Annotated in this window: 22 protein-coding genes; 7 read left to right on the forward strand and 15 right to left on the reverse strand. The window is 65.1% G+C overall.

What is annotated here, in order from left to right; translation table 11 throughout:
* Positions 1-231: 231 nt before the first annotated feature.
* From AC5STI_RS09155 to AC5STI_RS09170, 4 genes are all read right to left on the reverse strand, one after another.
* Positions 232-873, reverse strand: a complete 642-nt coding sequence (locus AC5STI_RS09155; RefSeq protein ID WP_495446449.1) for an SDR family oxidoreductase — start codon at positions 871-873, stop codon at positions 232-234.
* A 13-nt stretch (positions 874-886) separates the two neighbouring features.
* Complete coding sequence (locus AC5STI_RS09160; protein ID WP_495446450.1) at positions 887-1,411, reverse strand: DUF1178 family protein; 525 nt, start codon at positions 1,409-1,411, stop codon at positions 887-889.
* Positions 1,412-1,478: 67 nt separating this feature from the next.
* On the reverse strand, positions 1,479-2,252 hold the full coding sequence (locus tag AC5STI_RS09165) for an EcsC family protein (protein ID WP_495446451.1): 774 nt from the start codon (positions 2,250-2,252) through the stop codon (positions 1,479-1,481).
* Positions 2,253-2,300: 48 nt separating this feature from the next.
* Positions 2,301-2,789, reverse strand: coding sequence for a GNAT family N-acetyltransferase (locus tag AC5STI_RS09170; protein ID WP_475046857.1), 489 nt, complete (start codon positions 2,787-2,789; stop codon positions 2,301-2,303).
* 99 nt (positions 2,790-2,888) lie between these two features.
* Between AC5STI_RS09170 and AC5STI_RS09175 the strand changes: the two genes are divergently transcribed.
* Together AC5STI_RS09175 and AC5STI_RS09180 are read left to right on the forward strand one after the other, a co-directional pair.
* Entirely contained in the window at positions 2,889-3,494 is a 606-nt protein-coding gene (locus AC5STI_RS09175; protein ID WP_495446452.1) for a flavin reductase family protein, read from the forward strand.
* Between the two features lie 8 nt (positions 3,495-3,502).
* Complete coding sequence (locus AC5STI_RS09180) at positions 3,503-4,144, forward strand: CatB-related O-acetyltransferase (protein ID WP_495446453.1); 642 nt, start codon at positions 3,503-3,505, stop codon at positions 4,142-4,144.
* Positions 4,145-4,237: 93 nt separating this feature from the next.
* Here AC5STI_RS09180 and AC5STI_RS09185 read toward each other — a convergent pair whose 3' ends face one another.
* Positions 4,238-5,848 carry a SulP family inorganic anion transporter gene (locus tag AC5STI_RS09185; protein WP_495446454.1) on the reverse strand — a complete coding sequence of 537 codons (1,611 nt, stop codon included), beginning with the start codon at positions 5,846-5,848 and terminating at the stop codon, positions 4,238-4,240.
* Positions 5,849-6,016: 168 nt separating this feature from the next.
* Here AC5STI_RS09185 and AC5STI_RS09190 point away from each other — a divergent pair, with 168 nt between their 5' ends.
* The 3 genes from AC5STI_RS09190 (at position 6,017) to AC5STI_RS09200 (ending at position 8,846) form a co-directional block, all read left to right on the forward strand.
* The gene (locus AC5STI_RS09190) at positions 6,017-6,571 is read left to right on the forward strand and encodes an invasion associated locus B family protein (protein ID WP_495446455.1); all 555 of its coding nucleotides are present in this window, start codon (positions 6,017-6,019) and stop codon (positions 6,569-6,571) included.
* 280 nt (positions 6,572-6,851) lie between these two features.
* Positions 6,852-7,715, forward strand: a complete 864-nt coding sequence (locus AC5STI_RS09195; RefSeq protein WP_495447750.1) for an S-methyl-5'-thioadenosine phosphorylase — start codon at positions 6,852-6,854, stop codon at positions 7,713-7,715.
* A 120-nt stretch (positions 7,716-7,835) separates the two neighbouring features.
* A complete protein-coding gene (locus AC5STI_RS09200; RefSeq protein WP_495446456.1) occupies positions 7,836-8,846 on the forward strand; it encodes a DUF418 domain-containing protein in 1,011 nt (336 codons plus the stop codon).
* A gap of 29 nt (positions 8,847-8,875) precedes the next feature.
* On the opposite strand, the gene AC5STI_RS09205 is transcribed toward AC5STI_RS09200, so the two are convergent.
* The gene (locus AC5STI_RS09205; protein ID WP_495446457.1) at positions 8,876-9,046 is read right to left on the reverse strand and encodes a hypothetical protein; all 171 of its coding nucleotides are present in this window, start codon (positions 9,044-9,046) and stop codon (positions 8,876-8,878) included.
* Positions 9,047-9,173: 127 nt separating this feature from the next.
* Between AC5STI_RS09205 and AC5STI_RS09210 the strand changes: the two genes are divergently transcribed.
* Positions 9,174-9,305, forward strand: coding sequence for a hypothetical protein (locus AC5STI_RS09210; protein WP_259967077.1), 132 nt, complete (start codon positions 9,174-9,176; stop codon positions 9,303-9,305).
* Positions 9,306-9,422: 117 nt separating this feature from the next.
* On the forward strand, positions 9,423-9,962 hold the full coding sequence (locus AC5STI_RS09215) for an adenine phosphoribosyltransferase (protein WP_008556837.1): 540 nt from the start codon (positions 9,423-9,425) through the stop codon (positions 9,960-9,962).
* A 247-nt stretch (positions 9,963-10,209) separates the two neighbouring features.
* On the opposite strand, the gene AC5STI_RS09220 is transcribed toward AC5STI_RS09215, so the two are convergent.
* The 9 genes from AC5STI_RS09220 to AC5STI_RS09260 all read right to left on the reverse strand — a co-directional run bounded on the left by AC5STI_RS09220 (position 10,210) and on the right by AC5STI_RS09260 (position 18,398).
* Positions 10,210-11,628, reverse strand: coding sequence for an FAD-binding oxidoreductase (locus tag AC5STI_RS09220; RefSeq protein ID WP_495446458.1), 1,419 nt, complete (start codon positions 11,626-11,628; stop codon positions 10,210-10,212).
* A gap of 41 nt (positions 11,629-11,669) precedes the next feature.
* Positions 11,670-12,494, reverse strand: coding sequence for an MBL fold metallo-hydrolase (locus AC5STI_RS09225; protein WP_495446459.1), 825 nt, complete (start codon positions 12,492-12,494; stop codon positions 11,670-11,672).
* A gap of 285 nt (positions 12,495-12,779) precedes the next feature.
* Complete coding sequence (locus tag AC5STI_RS09230) at positions 12,780-13,370, reverse strand: GNAT family N-acetyltransferase (RefSeq protein WP_495446460.1); 591 nt, start codon at positions 13,368-13,370, stop codon at positions 12,780-12,782.
* The gene (locus AC5STI_RS09235; protein ID WP_495446461.1) at positions 13,370-14,632 is read right to left on the reverse strand and encodes a M16 family metallopeptidase; all 1,263 of its coding nucleotides are present in this window, start codon (positions 14,630-14,632) and stop codon (positions 13,370-13,372) included. Before AC5STI_RS09235 ends, AC5STI_RS09230 begins: the two co-directional genes overlap by 1 nt.
* A complete protein-coding gene (gene thrC, locus AC5STI_RS09240; RefSeq protein WP_495446462.1) occupies positions 14,629-16,017 on the reverse strand; it encodes a threonine synthase in 1,389 nt (462 codons plus the stop codon). Before thrC ends, AC5STI_RS09235 begins: the two co-directional genes overlap by 4 nt.
* A gap of 17 nt (positions 16,018-16,034) precedes the next feature.
* Positions 16,035-16,697, reverse strand: a complete 663-nt coding sequence (locus AC5STI_RS09245) for an SURF1 family protein (RefSeq protein WP_495446463.1) — start codon at positions 16,695-16,697, stop codon at positions 16,035-16,037.
* A gap of 116 nt (positions 16,698-16,813) precedes the next feature.
* Positions 16,814-17,623 carry a cytochrome c oxidase subunit 3 gene (locus tag AC5STI_RS09250; protein ID WP_475046880.1) on the reverse strand — a complete coding sequence of 270 codons (810 nt, stop codon included), beginning with the start codon at positions 17,621-17,623 and terminating at the stop codon, positions 16,814-16,816.
* A gap of 23 nt (positions 17,624-17,646) precedes the next feature.
* On the reverse strand, positions 17,647-18,234 hold the full coding sequence (locus tag AC5STI_RS09255; RefSeq protein WP_490399128.1) for a cytochrome c oxidase assembly protein: 588 nt from the start codon (positions 18,232-18,234) through the stop codon (positions 17,647-17,649).
* Positions 18,234-18,398: a cytochrome c oxidase system small membrane protein gene (locus tag AC5STI_RS09260; RefSeq protein ID WP_475046883.1), complete on the reverse strand. Its 165-nt coding sequence runs from the start codon at positions 18,396-18,398 to the stop codon at positions 18,234-18,236. The genes AC5STI_RS09255 and AC5STI_RS09260 overlap by 1 nt, the downstream gene beginning before the upstream one ends.

The raw sequence follows: 18,398 nt of genomic DNA on the forward strand, positions 1-18,398 counted from the left end.
ACCGCGCCGGCTTTTTTTGCGGCGGGTGCCGCACCTGATTGAGGACTTTGCGCTCTTGGCGCAAGGGACAGCTCCCGCCCGGCTTCGGGCCTTTTCAGGCCTTCAGCCACTTGGGCATGGCACCGCACCTGCGTGCGGTGCCGGGCCCAAGGCCGCCAAGGGGGCATCAGCACGGCTGATGGCACCCGCGGGCGCGGGAGCCCGCCGCTGCCTGCCGGACGCGTCCTTCGGTTAGTACGGGTGGATACGGCCGTCCCAGGTGTGGAAGCAGCCGGTGGTTTCCAGCGACAGCACCTCGAACTCGTTGATCAGCCCGGCGACCGATTCCGCCACCGTGATGTCGCCCTCATCGCCGCCCATGTCGGTGCGCACCCAGCCCGGGTGATAGATGCCGACGGCAATGCCCTCGGGCTGCAGGTCGGTGGCCAGGTTGCGGCCGATGTTGAGCGCCGCCGCCTTGGACGAGCGGTAGGCATAGCTGCCGCCCGGCGCCCGCGCCTGGCTTGCCATCTGCGACGACATAATGGCGATCTTCGGCTCTTCCGCCAGCCGCAGATTGGGCAGCATCGCCTGCACCGTCAGGAACACTCCGGTCACATTGGCCGCCAGCGTCTTGGCCCAGACCTCGGCGGAGTAATCCTCCAGCCCCATCGCCTTGTCGATATAAACACCTGCATTGCAGATCAGCAGATCCACCGGCCGGTTCCGGATCTGGGCCGCAAAACGCGCCTGCTGGCCGGGATCGGAGACATCCAGCTTCACTCCCGAGGAATGATCCCGCGAGGTGCCGGTCACCTCGTGGCCCGCTTCCCGCAGCTGCTTCACCAGCTCCTTGCCGATGCCGCGGCTGGTTCCCGTCACAACTGCATGCATATTGCCCTGTCCCTCAATTCGATTTTCGCCCGGGGCGGAACGGCAGCGGCATCACCGGCACGCCTTCCTCGATCAGCGCCCGCGCGTCTTCCAGTTTGGCCTCGCCATGAATGGCCCGTTCCGGCGCTTCGCCCAAATGCATCGCCCGCGCCTCCCGGACGAAACTGCTGCCGACGTAGTCGGAATTTTCCTCAACCTTGCGGCGCAGTTCGGCGATTGCCTTTTCAACCTCGCCCGACGGGCGGCTCAACAGCCCCGGCCCGGCCTGCGCTGCTTCGGACGCCGCTGCCGGCACCGGTGCGGCAGACGCAGGCGGAACTGCGGGTTCGGCAGACTTCGGTTCAGGCTCACCAACACCGGACACTGCCTTGCGCCCAGGGCGCACCCGCGGCGCCATGATCGCCTTTGTCACCCCGGTGCCGCCGCAAACCGCACAGGACACCATGCCGGCCGCCGCCAGCTTGTCAAACGCCGCCGCAGACTGGAACCAGCTGTCAAAGCTGTGGCCCTCTGCGCATTTGAGGCTGTATTGAATCATGTTTTCCCTCATAGCAGGAAGGGGCGATTAAATCTCCCTTTCCAGCAAGTGCAAGAGCGCAGTGCGCCTAAACCGCCGCACCGGGGCGCTGCAGCCGCTGCCGCAGCCGCGCCGCCAGCTCCTCCTGCGGTGTTCCGGCCTCCACCGCCAGCCGCCGAAGGCCGAAATGCACATGCGCCATCTCCCGGTAATAGCCAGAGAAGACATAGTTCACCGCAGCCCCTGCAACCGCCCCGGCAACCGGCACCGCCTGCGCCGCCAGCTTCTGCCCCAGCACGGCCCCCAGTTTGGGCGCCACCTGGGCAATCAGCTTGTGCACCCCGCCGGGAAGCCCCAGCCGCAATGAGACAAAGCCCAGGTCCGCGCCGTCATCCTCTGCCAGCGGGCCCGCCGCCGCAAACACCTGGATGCAGTCGAAGGTCACGCTCTCGGCCTCCGGGTCAAAGCCCTCGGCGGCGGCAGCGCTTTGAATGGTGCGCAGCAGAAAGGCAGTGGTTGCAGGCAGCTCCACCAGCGCCCCGGGCAGACCCGCCGCGCCGCCCGCCGCGCCCATGGCGGCGCTCACCACCCGGTCGACGCCAGGCTTCTGGTCAGGCACCAGGCGGCGCGAGGTGGTGGCGCTTTTCATCGCCAGCCGCAACGCGGTTTCCGTGGCGCCGGTCAGCCCGGCCCGTACCGGCGCGGGCAGGCGCTCCAGCAGGCTCTCGCCGCTGCCGCCCAGCCGGGTCATCAGCTCCACGCCGAACCCGCCCGCCGCGTGATAGCGTTCGGCCAGCGCATCCAGCTCCGACTCGATCTCCTGCGGGCTAAGCTCCCGCGCTTTGCTCAAAATATCCGCCACATCCGCCTCCTGTAACTGCCTAAGAGATCGGCAGAACCGGCGGCGATTTCAACCCTGCCAGCGGGTGACCTGGCCCCGGATGCCGTCCCAGGCGCCATCCTGCAAGGCAAGCCCCAGAACCCGGTCCGGGTTGGTTGGGGGCGGCATTTCCACCCCCTCCAAGCGGGTGAACCCAAAGCGCAGGTAATAGGGCGCATCGCCCACCAGCATCACCCGCGCCCAGCCGGTTTCCTCCGCCTTGGCCAGGCTGTCGCGAATCAGCGACCCGCCCAGCCCTTCGCCCTGCCGTGTCGGGTGCACCGCCACCGGCCCCAGCAGCAGCGCTGGCGCCTCCCCGATCAGCACCGGCCAGAACCGGATCGCCGCGGCCAGGATCCCATCGCTGTCGCGCGCCACTTGGCTCAGCCCCGCCACCGGCGGCACCCCGTCGCGCAGCCGGTACGAGGACAGCGCCTCGCGGCCCGGCGCAAAGCACAGGTCATACAGCGCCTCGACCTCCCACCGGTCGTCCGCCTGTTCCGCTTGCAATTCGATCACGCTGCCCTGCCTCCGCCAATATCCCCTGCGGGCTGGCATTTGGCCTAACACGGGCGTAAGGCTTGGGCAAACACCTAAGCCACAGAACAGGAAGCCAGAATGTTCTACCGCCCCGAGGATGGCCACGGCCTGCCCCACAACCCGTTCAACGCCATTGTCACGCCCCGCCCGATCGGCTGGATCTCCACCCGCTCCGCGGACGGGATCAACAACCTGGCGCCCTATTCCTTTTTCAATGCAGTCGCCTATACGCCGCCGCAGGTGATGTTTGCCTCCACCAGCGCCAAACCTGACCAGGACGGTACCAAGGACAGCGTCGCAAATATCGAAGCCACCGGCGTCTTTTGCGTCAACGTGGTCTCCTACGCGCTGCGCGACGCGATGAACGCCAGCTCCGGCGCGCTGCCCAAGGACGAGGACGAGTTCACCCATGCGGGCCTGACCGCCGTGGAGTGCGAAACCATCGCCTGCGCCCGCGTCGCCGAAGCCCCGGCGGCGCTGGAGTGCAAGCTCACCCAAATCGTGACCCTGCCGGGCGAGGCCAACAAGGTGGTGTTCGGCGAGGTGACCGGCGTGCACATGCGCGACGAGTGCCTCAAGGACGGCGCCTTCGACGTCACCACCTTCCAGCCGCTCGCGCGTCTCGGCTACCGCGACTATTCGGTGGTGCGCGACCTGTTCCCGCTCACCCGCCCCGACGACTGAGGCCCCCGATGCCGCTGCCTGACCCCCGCAAACGCAACCCGATCATCCTGCCCGACGGCACGCCGCACGCGGGCACCGTTATGCTGAGCCAAGTTCTTGACCATCCGAACATCCAGGCGGGCGACTACAGCTACGCCTCCGATCTTGACCCGCCGGACAACTGGGCGCAGCACCTTGCCCCCTACCTGTTCCCCGGCGCGCGGGAGCGTCTGGTGATCGGCCGCTTCTGCCAGATCGCCCACGGGGCGCGCTTCATCACCGCCTCAGCCAACCACGCGCAGGAAGGGCTCAGCTGCTACCCGTTCCCGGTGTTCGACCCCAGCCAGATGGCCGGCTTCCAGCCCGACACCCGCGACACGGTCATTGGCAACGATGTCTGGATCGGCTACGGCGCGCTGATCCTGCCCGGCGCCCGCGTCAGTGACGGCGCCATCATCGGCGCAGGCGCCCTGGTGCGCGGCACGGTGCCGTCCTACGCCATCGTCACCGGCAACCCCGGCACGGTGCAAAGCTTCCGCTTCTCCAAGCCGCAGATTGCCCGGCTGCTCGCGCTCAAATGGTGGGACTGGCCGGCTGAGCTGATCACCCGCGCCGAACCCGCGCTCTTGTCGGGCGACCTCGACATGCTGGAAACCCTCGCCCCCGACTAAGCCCCTGCTGGTTTGGCGAGCCAGAAGCCCCCTATCCAAACGAAAACCCGCGGCTCACCGGAACCGCGGGTTTCTCTTTCAATCTGTCCGGCGTCAGTGGCCGCCCAGGATCCCGGTCCTGACCGAGTAATCCACCGCGACCTCGTATTCCGGGTCATCGTCGCTATCGACCATCAGGTGCCCCGCCTTGGTCAGCAGCTGGTGGCAATCGCGGCTCAGATGCCTCAGCACCAGCTTCTTGCCTTCGGCTTCATACTTCCCGGCCACCGCCTCAATCGCCTGCAGCGCCGACTGGTCCACCACCCGGCTGCGGGCAAAGTCCACGATCACCCGCTCCGGATCGCCCGCCACATCAAACAGCTCGATGAACCCGTCGGTGGAGCCAAAGAACAGCGGTCCCTCGATTTCATAGACCTTGGCGCCCTTGTCGCTTGCGGACTCGCGGGTATAGGCGTGGATGCGGCGCGCGTTGTTCCAGGCATAGGCCAGCGCCGAGACGATCACCCCCACAACAACCGCAATCGCCAGGTCGGTCATCACCGTCACCACGGTCACCAGCACGATCACAAAGGCGTCCATCGGCGGCACCTTGGTCATGATCTTGAGGCTGTTCCAGGCAAAGGTGCCGATCACCACCATGAACATCACGCCCACCAGCGCGGCCAGCGGGATCTGCTCGATCAGCGGCGAGGCCACCACGATAAAGGCCAGCAGGAACAGCGCCGCGGCAATGCCCGCGATCCGCGTGCGCCCGCCCGATTTCACGTTGATCATCGACTGGCCGATCATCGCACAGCCGCCCATGCCGCCAAAGAAGCCGGTCACCACGTTCGAGGCCCCCTGCGCGATGCACTCCTGCGAGGCACCGCCGCGTTTGCCGGTGATCTCGCCCACCAGGTTCAGGGTCAGCAGGCTCTCGATCAGGCCAATGGCGGCCAGGATCACCGCATAGGGCAGGATGATCTCAAAGGTCTCCCAGTTCAGCGGCACCATCGGGATGTGGAAGGCCGGCAGGCCGCCCTCGATCGAGGCCATGTCACCAACCCGCGGCACATCCAGACCCATGGCTATCACCAGCACCGCCACGATGCCGATCCCCGCCAGCGGCGCCGGGATCACCGATGTGATCTTGGGCATCCCCCAGATGATCACCATGGTCAGCGCCACCAGTCCCAGCATCAGCAGCAGCGAACCGCCCTGCAGCCACTCCGCACCGCCGGTTGCCGGATCCTTGAACTGGGTCAGCTGCGCCAGGAAGATCACGATGGCAAGGCCGTTCACGAACCCCAGCATCACCGGATGCGGCACCAGGCGGATGAACTTGCCCCAATGCATGACACCCGCGATGATCTGCAGGATCCCCATCAGCACCACAGTGGCAAACAGGTATTCCACCCCATGATCCGCCACCAGCGCCACCATCACCACCGCCAGCGCACCGGTCGCACCAGAGATCATCCCGGGCCGGCCGCCGAACACCGCGGTAATCAGCCCCACCATAAAGGCCGCATACAGACCCACCAGCGGATGCACCCCCGCAACAAAGGCAAAGGCCACCGCCTCCGGCACCAGCGCCAGCGCCACGGTAAGGCCGGACAGCAATTCGGTGCGCACGCGGGCCACGGTAAAGCCCTCGTCCTGCATAATGGAAAGGTTGGGCGGGGATATCTGCTTGGCCAGCAAAGCCATCGCTGCGCGTCTCATTGGGTGTACCTGTGCTCGGGAGGAGGAGTGTTCGCTGCCCGCCCCTAGCGGAAATACGCCAACGGGGCAAGGGTGCGGGGTGTATGCGGCCCGTCGCGCGAACGTGAATTGCACCAACAGCCCGCTATACACAGGTTCAAACGCAGTAAACTCCTCTGGGGAATGATGATGCGCTTCCTGCTTGCCTGCTTTGCCCTCGCCGCCGCCCCTGCCTTTGCGCAGGACCGGGCCGGAAATGACACCGCCAGCGACTGGCGGGTCAAACACTATGAGAGCTTTGGCATCTGGACCTCGGTCTGCGATGAACGCGAGGAAGCTGGAGCGCTGATGCAGCGCTGTTACATCCGCTGGGTGGATGTGTTCTCGCCACGCCCCAAGTTCGCCGGCCAGTTCCTGTTCCTCACCCCTGACCCGGACGGCTGGAAAGTAGAATTCGGCATCGAGCCCGGAACCCTGTACAGCCCCGCGGGCTTCCGTATCGAACAGGAGGGAGAGGTCACCTGGCGCAGCCTGCACCCCGGCTGCCTCACCGGCCTCAGCTGCAGTTTTACCGGCGCGGGCGCAGATGAGCTGATTGCGCAGATGCAGGAGGGTGGCGCCTTCCGCTTTACCTTCCGCGACCGGCACGGTCAGGCGCAGGATCTCACCTGGCCGCTCGAAGGGTTTAATTCAGCCTTCGCTAACTTCCGGGCCGCCGCCCAAGCGCGCAGTCTTGTGAAATAGCCCTTGGGGGAAGGTCGGCAATTCTGCCCTGCAAATTCCGTGCTAGCCTTACAGCAAGCCCGCCATCCCGGCACACACGAGCCTTTTGTGGGGTGGCCGGCTTCATCTTTCCCCAAATACTCCCGTCCCGCCGCCCGGTGCACAGGGGGTGCACAGGGGGTGCACGCATGTCACCCCCTGTTTTTCTCCCCGGGCTTGCCAAATCCCGCCCCGCTTGCGCATAACCCGAACAGCAGCATCAGGAGGGCAGCACGTGACCGCTACAGACACCCGTGAAACCATGATTGCCGTGATCGGCGGCTCGGGCATTTATGAGATCGACGGGCTGGAAGACGCCGAGTGGGTCTCGGTCGACACCCCCTGGGGAGCGCCGTCGGATCACATTCTGACCGGCTCTCTGGGCGGCGTGAAGATGGCCTTCCTGCCCCGCCACGGCCGCGGCCATGTGCATTCCCCGACCGAGGTCCCCTACCGCGCCAATATCGACGCGCTGAAGCGGCTGGGTGTGACTGACGTGTTCTCCGTTTCCGCCTGCGGATCGTTCCGCGAGGAGATGGCGCCGGGCGATTTTGTCGTTGTGGATCAATTCATTGACCGGACGTTTGCGCGCGAAAAGAGCTTTTTCGGCACCGGCTGCGTCGCCCACGTGAGCGTCGCGCATCCAACCTGCGAGCGGCTCTCGGACGCGGCAGAAGCGGCAGGCCGGGATGCGGGCATCAAGGTCCACCGCGGCGGCACCTACCTGTGCATGGAAGGGCCGCAGTTCTCCTCGGTGGCGGAAAGCAAGATGTACCGAGAGCAATGGGGCTGCGACGTGATCGGCATGACCAACATGCCCGAGGCCAAGCTCGCCCGCGAGGCGGAGCTGTGTTACGCCTCCATCGCCATGGTCACCGATTACGACAGCTGGCACCCGGAGCATGGCGCGGTGGAAATAACTGATATCATTGCGACTTTGCAGGGCAACTCCGCCAACGCCCGCGAACTGGTGCGCCGTCTACCGGACCTTCTGGGCCAGCAGCGCGCGGACTGCCCGCACGGCTGCGACAAGGCGCTGGAGTATGCCATCATGACCGCCCCGGAGCGGCGGGATCCGGCGCTGCTGGCCAAACTCGACGCGGTCGCGGGCCGGGTGCTGGGCTGATCCCCAGCGGCAACAGGTTGAAAGTTCCGGGGCGGGCCGCAAGGTGCCGCCCCTTTTCTTTTGCCAACCGGGTACCTTTATCGGTCGGTAGGATTTGCCTCAGGATTTCAGGACCATTTCATGCGCCTCCACGGATTGGACATCGCCCGTTTCCTCGCCTTCTGCGGCATGGTATTAGTTAACTTCCGGATCGCGGCGCAGGTAACCCCGGGCACGGATGCCCCCTCGCTGTTCACCAACAGTCTGGAGGGAAGGGCTGCGGCGCTGTTCGTCGTCCTCGCGGGGGTTGGCCTGTCACTCGGCAAACCGGACCGCGCAACCCTGTTCCGCCGCGCGGTATTCCTGTTCCTGATCGGCCTGTTGAACCTGACCATCTTCGACGCCGATATCCTGCATTTCTACGCGCTTTACTTCCTGGTGGCGCTGCCGTTCCTGACGGCTTCCGGCCGGGCCCTGCTATGGGCCGCCGGCGGCACGGTGCTGATCGGCCTGATCAGCCTTTTGGCACTGGATTACGAGGCGCATTGGGACTGGGAGACGCTGGCATATGGAGAGTTCTGGACGCTGGAAGGCTTCCTGCGCCATTCCTTCTTCAACGGCTGGCACCCCGTGTTTCCCTGGGCAGCCTTCCTGTTCCTGGGCATGTGGGCCGGCCGCCTGAACCTGGCCAGCCGGGCCGTGCAGGCGCGCCTGGTGCTGTTGGGCGCAGCGGCCGCTTTGCTGGCGGCCCTGCCCGGGCTTCTGGTGCAGGATCCGGAGCTGGCCGAGCTTCTGGGCACCACCGCCATTCCTCCCGGACCGTTCTACATCCTTGCGGCCTCCGGCAGCGCGCTGGCGGTCATCGGGCTGACGCTCGCCATCACCCCGGCGCTGGAAAAGGCGGGCCTTGCCGAATGGCTGGCCGCTCCGGGCCAGCAGGCACTCAGCCTCTATGCGGCGCACATCCTGCTCGGCATGGGGACCTTGGAGGCGATGGGGCAGCTTGACGGCTCGCTGACGGCTGAGCAGATCTTTGGCTACTCGCTGGGCTTCTGCGCCCTGTGCATGGTGGCGGCCTGGGTCTGGAACCTCTTTGCCAGACGCGGGCCGCTGGAGGCACTGATGCGCTGGAGCACCAGCTTTCCCCGCTGAGGTCATTGGGCGCGCCTGCCGCTGCGCCGCTAGCGCTTTCCGTTTTCCTTCAGGAACTTGCGGATGAAGTGGCGGATTTCACGGGCAGCCGAGGTGTCCAGGTCCTTGCACAGCTCGACAAAGGCGTCCCGGTCCTCCTTGTTCAGGCGCAGGATCAGCTGGCTGTCTTTCTTGCCGCCTTTCTTGTCCTTCCTGGCCACCCGCCTGCTCCCCCTCGTGCCGCGACGTTGATTTTCGGCGCTTATGTATATACATTTAATATACCGGCGCAGCCGCCTGAAGCTGCGCAAAACCAGTGTAACGTTAAACAGTCGAGGCAGATCAACCATGAACATTAATGCCGCCCAAAGTCTTCTTGTTCTGCGCCGCCGCGACTGGCGCCGCGCGCATCTGGCCTGGCTTCCGGAAAGCCTCTACCGCAGCTATCTCTCGCGGCGGAAAATCCGGCACGCCAAGTAACGCCGCCGGAACAGCTACCGGTTCCCCCTTGCATGACGGCGCGGCTTCGGCCAAACCCCCTGTGCCCGGCAGCGCTGCCGGGCCGCCGGAACCGTTGCGCCAAGGGGAGCCAAGCCGATGCCCAAGAAGACCGCCGTCAAGGATTACATCCGCACCATCGTCGACTTCCCGCATGAAGGGATCATGTTCCGCGATGTGACCACCCTTTTTGCCGACCCGCGTGGGTTCCGCATGGCGATCGACCAGATGCTGCACCCCTATGCGGGCGAGCAGATCGACAAGGTTGTGGGGCTTGAGGCGCGCGGCTTTATCCTGGGCGGCGCAATTGCGCATCAGTTGAGCGTCGGTTTCGTGCCGATCCGCAAGAAGGGCAAGCTGCCCGGTACCACCATCAGCCAAGAGTACAAGCTGGAATACGGCGAGGCGATTGTCGAGATCCACGATGATGCGATCAAGCCGGGCGAGAAGATCCTGGTGGTGGATGACCTGCTGGCCACCGGCGGCACCGCAGGCGCAGGCATCAAGCTGATCGAGCGTCTAGGTGGCGAGATCGTGTCCTGCTCCTTCATCGTCGACCTGCCGGAGTTGGGCGGCCGCAAACTGCTGGAGAGCATGGGTATGGACGTGCACGTCCTCTGCGAGTTCGAAGGCCTCTGAGCCGGTCCTTTCGAACGGCCCCGTGCGTTAAGCGCTGACGGCGCGGCTCTCCTGCCCGCCATGCGCCATTTTTGTAAATCATTTTTGTAAATAATGACTTTGCCGGTTGGGCATGGCCTTTCAGGAGCCCCGGAAGGGCATCTGAAAGGCGCGCCGCGCATCTGCGCGGCGCCGGGCCCAAATCCGCCAGGCGGTCCGGCGCAGCCGGGCAGCCGAGGGAGCGGGAACCTTTCCTGCTACAGAGAAATCAGACGGCCCGCAGCACCGCGCCCGGGTTCATGATCCCGTTCGGGTCCAGCGCCTGTTTGATGGCCCGCATGGCTGCCAGCTTGACCGGATCGCCGTAGCGCTCCAGGTCGCCGGTCTTCATCCGCCCTACGCCGTGCTCAGCGCTGAACGAGCCGCCAAAGCTGTGGACCAGATCATGCACAGCCTCCTTCACGGCGCCGCGCAAGTGGTCGTAGTCGTCCCGCTTGCGGCCTTTGGGCGGGAACACGTTGTAGTGCAAGTTGCCGTCGCCCAAATGTCCGAAACAGTTGATGCGGAATGCGCCCAAGGCCGCCACAGCTTCACGGCCGCGCTCGATGAACGCCGGGATGTCCGAGATCGGCACCGAGATGTCATGGCTGGAAATCGCACCGATCGCCTTGTTGGCAATCGGGATATGCTCGCGCAGCGACCACAGCGCCTGCTGCTGCGCCTCGGACTGGGCGATGACGCCATCCTCAGCAAGACCGGCCTGTTCCGCCGCCGCGAACAGCTCTGCCAGGGCAGTTTCCGGGTCCAGCCCTCGCGGCAGGCCGAGTTCGATCAGCACCGACCACTCCGGCGCCCGGGCAAACGGCTGGCGCACCTGAGGCTGGGTTTCGGCAAGAAACTCCAGCCCTTGCCGGTGGATCAGTTCAAAGGCACTGACGGCCTCCCCTGCCTGATCCCGGGCCAGTGCCAGCAGCGCGATGGCCGCTTCCGGGTCTGTCACGGTGAAAATCGCCGTGCCCTGCCCCGCCGGGACCGGCGACAGTTTCAGGGCCGCAGCGGTGATCACCCCCAAGGTGCCTTCCGCGCCGATCAGCAGGTTCTTGAGGTCGTAGCCGGTGTTGTCCTTCCTCAGCCGCGACAGCCCGTGCCAGATCTCACCCGTCGGCAGCACCGCTTCCAGCCCCAGGCAGAGGTCCCGGGCATTGCCGTAGCGCAGCACGTTGACGCCGCCCGCATTGGTCGAGAGGTTGCCGCCGATCCGGGCCGAGCCTTCCGCCGCCAGCGACAAGGGGAACAGCCGTCCGGCATCCCGCGCCGCGGCCTGAACGTCCGCCAGTATGGCGCCGGCCTCGGCGATGATCACGTTTTCCTGCGGGTGGACTGCGCGGATCGCGGTCATCCGCTCCAGCGACAGCAGCAGCGGCGCGGGGCCCTCCGGCATCACCTGGCCGCCGACCAGCCCGGTGCCGCCGCCGTAGGGGACCACCGGCACCCGGGCGGCATTGGCCTCGCGAACCAAAACTGAGACCTGTTCCACGTTCTGCGGCAGCGCCAGCATGCCGGCCTGCCCCTGATAGCGCCCGCGCGGCTCCTCCAGGTGGCGCGGCTCCGGCTGGCGCAAAACGCCTTCGGGCAGCAGGGCAGAGAGGCGGGCGGCAAAGGCGGGGTCGGCGGGGGTCAGGCTCATGCCTTATCCATGCCGCAAGGCCCGGCGGCTGGCAAGCAGGCTCATTCCCCGTCCTGCAGGTACCTGGGACGCAGCACATGAATGGTCGGGCGGCTGGGCAGGCTGCGCAGCGAGACGGTGAGCGTGCTGCTGCCGTCGTCCACTACGTCGAATTCCGGGCCTACCTGAGACAGAAAGCGGTCCAGCGAGTAGTCGCTGAACCAATGCATCGGGATGATGACAGAGGACCGCAGCCGCCCGAGCACCTCCAGCATCTGATCCAGCGGCAGGGTGATGCCGCCGTCCACCGCCGCCATCACCACATCCAGCCGCCCCAGCGCGGCGTATTGTTCCGGCGTCGGCACATGGTGCAGGTGGCCCAAGTGGCCGATGCAAAGGCCCGCGGCCTCGAACACAAAGATCGAGTTGCCCCGCTCCTCCACCCCGCCGAACATGTTGCGGATATCGGTCGGGACATTGCGGATCAGCATCTCGCCCAGGTCGAGGTGATGGTCGATGCCCGCGCCGAACGGCCCCCAGCCCTCCAGCACATGCGGGATCGCCGGGTCGGGGTGCGCGGTCCAGTGGGTTTCATGGGCGTGGTTCATGGTGACCACATCGGGGATCAGCGGTGCAGACCCGGTGAAACCGGTGAAATCGGTGACCACGTTCAGCCCGCCTTCGGTGCGCAGCAGAAAGGAGGCATGGGCGATATAGCGGATCAGCACGCTGTCCTTGGCCACTGGGTCCTGCCAGCTGGCCCTGTGCAGGTAACTCAGGCCGGGCGTTTCCTGTGCCAGCGCGATGCAGTGGCTGGGCCGCCGCTCCTGAGCGTGGAGGGCACTGGCACAGAGGATCAGCCAAAGGAGACAGCAAAACGCGCGCATGGAGCAGGTTCTAGGTCGCAAACCACCGCTGTCAGCCCCCAAGCTCGAAAAACCTGCCAGGGCACTCCCGCCCGCTCCGGCTGAATTGGAAATTCCGCCTTGCGGTTGGGCGTGGCGCCGGGCCTGCGGCCCGGCGCGGGCGCAGCCGGCAGCAAACCATGACGCCCGGCCGCGAGGCAGGGCGGCGGCGCGCCGCAGGTGCGGCGCCACGCCCAACGGGAGCGGTGCATTTTCAATGCACCAGCGACGGGCGGGAGCCTTTGCCTCTTGCGGAGTCTCCGGTGCCTAAGCCTGGCCAGCCAGGGTTTTGCCGCGGCGGTCGTGGCGGAGCGCGGCGTAAAGCACATGGGTGCGCCAGCGGCCGTTGATCTGCAAATAGGACTGGGCCACACCCTCATACTTGAAACCGGATTTCTCCAGCAGACCGCGGGAGGCCTGGTTCTCCGGCAGGCAAGCGGCCTCGATCCGGGACAGGTCCAGCTTGGTGAACGCGTGATGCACGACTGCGCCGATCGCCTCTCGCATGTAGCCCTGGCGGGCAAACGGCTGGCCCGTCCAATAACCCAGCGTGCCGGCCTGGGCCGGGCCGCGGCGGATGTTGTCGAGCGTGATCGCCCCCACCAGAACCTGGTCCGACCGGCGGATCAGGAACAGCGGCATGGCTGAGCCCGAGGATACCGAGCGGCGCGCCCAATAGACCCGGTTAGTAAAGCTCTTGCGGCTGAGGTGATCCGCCGCCCAGCTCGGCTCCCACGGGGTGAGATAGGCCTGGCTTTGCAGCCTGAGCGCCGCCCAGCCGTGAAAATCCGCATGCACCGGCGGCCTGAGGGTCAGGCGCTCGGTTTCGATGCGGACCTTGCGGCGGGTGAGCAGCATCAGGCGGCACGCCTCTCCTGCAGCCTCTCCAGCGCAGGCGCATCGGCCACCGGACCATAAAGCGCCAGCGCCGCCGGGGCCGTCACCGCCATGGTTTCGGCCAGTTCGCGCACGTCCTTGGTCGTTACCGCGTCAATCCGCTCCACCGTGCGTTCCAGCGACGGCACCTTGCCCCAGATCTGCACCAGCCGCGCCAGCCGCTCGGCCCGGTTCGAGGGGCTTTCCAGCCCCATCAGCATCCCCGCCTTCATCTGGGCGCGGGCGCGTTCAACCTCAGCGTTGCTCATGTCATCCGCGGCGCGCTTCATCTCGTCAATGGTGATACCCGCCAGCTCCGCCAGCTGCTCGCCGGAGGTGCCCGCATAGACCGTCATCGACCCGGTATCGGCGTAAGAGCCCGCCTGCGAGAAGATGGTGTAGCAGAGGCCGCGCTTTTCGCGCACCTCCTGGAATAGCCGCGAGGACATGCCGCCGCCAAGGGCGCTGGCATAAATCTGCGCGGTATACATCGACTGGTCGCGGTAGCCGGGACCTTCTAAGGCCAGTGCGAAATGCGCCTGTTCCAGATCTTTAACCTGCCGGGCTTCGCCGCCGGTGAATTGCGCGCCTTCTGCGGTGAAATCCGGCTTGGCCTCCATATGGCCGAACATCTGCTCCGCCAGCTTGACCAGCGAGTCATGGTCCACACCGCCAGCAGCGGCTAGTATCATCTGCCCAGGGCCGTAATGCTCCGAAACGAACCCCTGCAGGTCTTCGCGGGAGAAGCTGCGGACCCGCTCCGCCGGACCGAGGATGGTCCGGCCCAGCGGCTGCCCGCGGTAGCTTTCCTCCTGCAGCCAGTCAAAGATCACGTCGTCGGGCGTGTCCAGCGACTGGCCGATCTCCTGCAGGATCACCCCGCGCTCAACCTCGATCTCACGCTGGTCGAACACCGGATTCAGCAGAATGTCCCCGATCACATCCACGGCCAGCGGCACGTCGTCTTTGAGCACACGGGCGTAATAGGCTGTCACCTCGCGCGAGGTGTATGCGTTGATGTAGCCGCCCACATCCTCGATCTCCTCGGCGATCTGCAGGGCCGAGCGGGACTTGGTGCCCTTGAAGGCCATGTGCTCCAGGAAATGGGCGATGCCGTTCTGTTCAAGCCGCTCGTGGCGGCCGCCGGCAGTGACCCAGATCCCGACCGCCGCGGATTCCAGCCCCGGCATATGCTCGGAGACGATGCGGAACCCGTTGGCGAGTGTGTGCTGCTGAACTGTCAATTCGCGATGTTCTTTCTGATGTGATCCTCAACGGCAGCCAGATCATTGGCGATCCGGGTGACCCGTTCCGGCCTGTCATACAGGTCCGCCATGCGCGGGGGAAGAGGCGGATGAATGCCGCTGGCGTCTTCGACCGCTGCCGGGAATTTCGCCGGGTGCGCGGTGGCCAGCGTGATCATCGGAACGTCGGCCTTGCGGTGCTCATTCGCCACTTTCACGGCAACGGCGCCATGCGGGCAGATCAGCTCACCCGAGGATGCCAGCTCGGACTTGATGGTAGCGAGGGTTTCCTCCTCGGAGGTGCGGCCGGATTCGTAATTCTCGGCCAGCGCCTGCATCGCGCCCTGCGAGACGTCAAAGCCGCCGTTCTTCAGCTCGTCCATCAGCAGTGCCACTGCCTTGCTGTCCTGGCCGTAGGCGTAAAACAGAGCACGCTCAAAGTTCGATGACACCTGAATGTCCATCGACGGCGAAATCGAAGGCTGGGTGTCGCCCTTGTAATACCCCTGCCCCGACAGGCAGCGGTGCAGGATGTCGTTCTGGTTGGTGGCGACCACCAGCTGGTCGATCGGCAGGCCCATCTGCTTGGCGATGAAGCCTGCGAAGATGTCGCCAAAGTTGCCGGTGGGCACGGTGAAGCTCACCTTGCGGTGCGGTGCCCCCAGTGAAACGGCGGAGGAGAAGTAATAGACCACCTGCGCTAGTACGCGCGCGATGTTGATCGAATTGACGCCCGCCAGTTTCACCCCATCGCGGAAGTCGAAATCGTTGAACATGTCCTTCACACGGGCCTGGCAGTCGTCGAAGTCGCCATCGACGGCCAGCGCGTGGACGTTCTTGTCCTGCGGCGTGGTCATCTGGCGGCGCTGCACTTCCGACACACGGCCATGCGGGTAGAGGATGAAGACATCCACGTTGCTCAGGCCCCGGAAGGCTTCCATGGCGGCAGAGCCAGTATCACCGGAGGTGGCACCGGCGATGGTCACCCGGTCGCCACGGCGCTCGAGGGCGCTCTGGAACAGCTGGCCGATCAGCTGCATCGCGAAGTCCTTGAACGCCAGCGTCGGGCCGTGGAACAGCTCCAGCAGGAAGTGGTTGGGCGCCAGCTGCTTCAGCGGCGCGCGGGCGGCATGGCCGAAGCCCTCATAGGCGCGGGCGATGATGCCGCGGAACTCGTCATCAGTGAAGCAGTCGCCGAGGAAGGGGCGCATGACGCGGAAGGCGGTTTCCTCGTAGGACAGGCCAGCCAGCGCGGCGATCTCGTCGTGAGACATCTGCGGGATCTCAGACGGCACATACAGGCCGCCATCGCGGGCGAGGCCCGTCAGCATCGCGTCTTCAAAGGTCAGCTCGGGCGCTTGGCCCCGGGTCGAGATATATTTCATCGCCTTAGCTCTTTGGTTCAGGGGCGGCTGCGCCGCAGGAAATAGATGGTCATCGCCGCCCAGATAAAGGCCAGCGAAAACCAGGTGATCGCATATTGCAAGTGGTTGTTCGGGATGCCCGCAGTTGTCACGGCTTGCGGAGTGACCGCGGCCTCAGGCGTTGCGCTGCGGGCGACAATCAATACGGGTTCGGTGTTCAGGCGCTCTGCCATATAGGCAACGTCCCGGGCATAGAGGATATTAGTGTCCACTTCCGGCGCCGGGGTGGTCCAGTCGCCCTCATCCGGCCAGAGAAGATTGCCGGTGACGGTAGCCTGCCCGATGGTGAGAGATGTGGTCTTTTCAGCGGCAGGGATGAAGCCCCGATCCAACAGTACACGCCGGCCATCGGTGGTCACGAAAGGGGCAATGATTCTGTACCCCGTCTCGGCGTCTTTGGTGACCCAGAACACATGCAGCGCATTGCCTTCAATCTCACCTTCAACAGTGACGGCCCGGTAACGGTCTCGTTCCTTCGTCGGGACCTGCGGCAAAGCCGCCGGTGCAGCCGCGATGTTGGCCTCAATCGACTGAAGCAGGTCTTCTTTCCAGGCCTTGCGCTGCAGCTGCCAGGTGCCGAGGCCGATCAGAATGGCCAGGCCCGCGCCGCTGATGATCAACAGGAAGATGACACGCCGCATCGACGCTGCTCCGCTTCAAAACTTAGGGCGCGCAAGGTAACTCCTTGCGCGCCCCGTGTGTGACTTCAAGCTTGCGGATAATCAACCGCAAACATGTAACCGTTACAAACCGCCCATTACAGGCCGGAAGTGCCCCAGATGTAGACGGCCACGAACAGGAACAGCCAGACGACGTCCACGAAGTGCCAGTACCAGGCGGCGGCCTCGAAGCCGACGTGCTGTTCCGGGGTGAAGTCGCCCTTCATTGCGCGGATCAGGCAGACGGTCAGGAAGATGGTGCCGATGACCACGTGGAAGCCGTGGAAACCGGTGGCCATGAAGAAGTTCGAGTAGAACTCGTCTTCGCCGAACTTCCAGCCCTCGTGCAGCAGGTGCGCGTATTCATAGCCCTGAAGGAAGGTGAAGGCGATGCCGAACGCGATACCGATGGCCAGGCCCTGGATCAGCGCCTTACGGTCGTTGTTGTGAACCAGCGCGTGGTGCGCCCAGGTCACGGCACAGCCGGACAGCAGCAGGATCAGGGTGTTGATCAGCGGCAGGTGGAAGGGGTCGACCGCGTAGATCTCTGGCGCCACGTATTCGGTGCCGACGTAGGTCTCCATCGGGTACATGGCGTGTTTGAAGAACGACCAGAACCAGGCGAAGAAGAACATCACCTCGGACATCACAAACAGGATGAAGCCGTAGCGAAGGCCGATGCGCACCACCGGCGTGTGATCGCCCTGGCGGCTTTCGGCCACCACTTCGGACCACCAAGCAAAGGCGGAGTACAGAACCGCAACAAAGCCGATCCAGAACGGCCAGGCGGTGATGCCCTTCATCCAGAACACTGCGCCAACCAGCATGACGAAAGTGCCCACCGAGGCGGCCAGCGGCCAGATCGACGGCGGCAGAATGTGATAATCGTGATTTTTAGCGTGCGCCATTTAAGTGTCCCTCACCTAGCGGCCTAGTTCGTTGTTGTGCCTGCCCCGGTGCCTTCCCCGGTGTCGAGGGCGGCATAGCCCTCGGGCAGATCGATTTCATGGAACGTGTACGACAGCGTGATCGTATGCACGTATTTTGCGTCCCGGTCGTCAATGATTTCGGGATCCACATAGAAGGTCACGGGCATCTGAACCCGCTCCCCCGGCTGAAGCACCTGCTCGGTAAAGCAGAAGCAGTCGATTTTCGAAAAGAACCCGCCGGCCTGATAAGGCGCCACGTTATACGACGCCTGCCCCGCCACCGGGCGGTCGGTCGGGTTGTAGGCCTCGTAAAAGGCCAGGCCGGTTTCGCCCAGCCGGACTTCCATCTCGCGCTGGACCGGTTTGAACTCCCACGGCATGCCGCGCTGCTTGGAGCCGTCGAAGCGCACCGTGATGGTTTCGTCCAGAATGGTGTCGGAGCCGGTGCTGGCCACGCCGGTGACCCCGCCAAAACCGGTGACCCGGCAGAACCAGTCGTAAAACGGCACCGAGGCCCAGGACAGGCCGCCCATCAGGACGACAACGCCGACCAGCTGGAGAACGGTTTTCTGGGGACCTTTCAGCGCCATCAGTTCTGCTCCGCCTGAGTGTCGGGGAAAGAGAAGCCGTTGGAGGTGACCTTGACCATGGTCAGGGCCAGGATCAGCACCACGAAGGCGGCCAGCAGGACGCCGACACCGATGTTGCGGCCCGACCGGCGCTTGTGGATTTCATGTTCCTTGCGCAGTGCCAT

Source organism: Leisingera sp. CC-HEC096 (genome assembly GCF_059429235.1).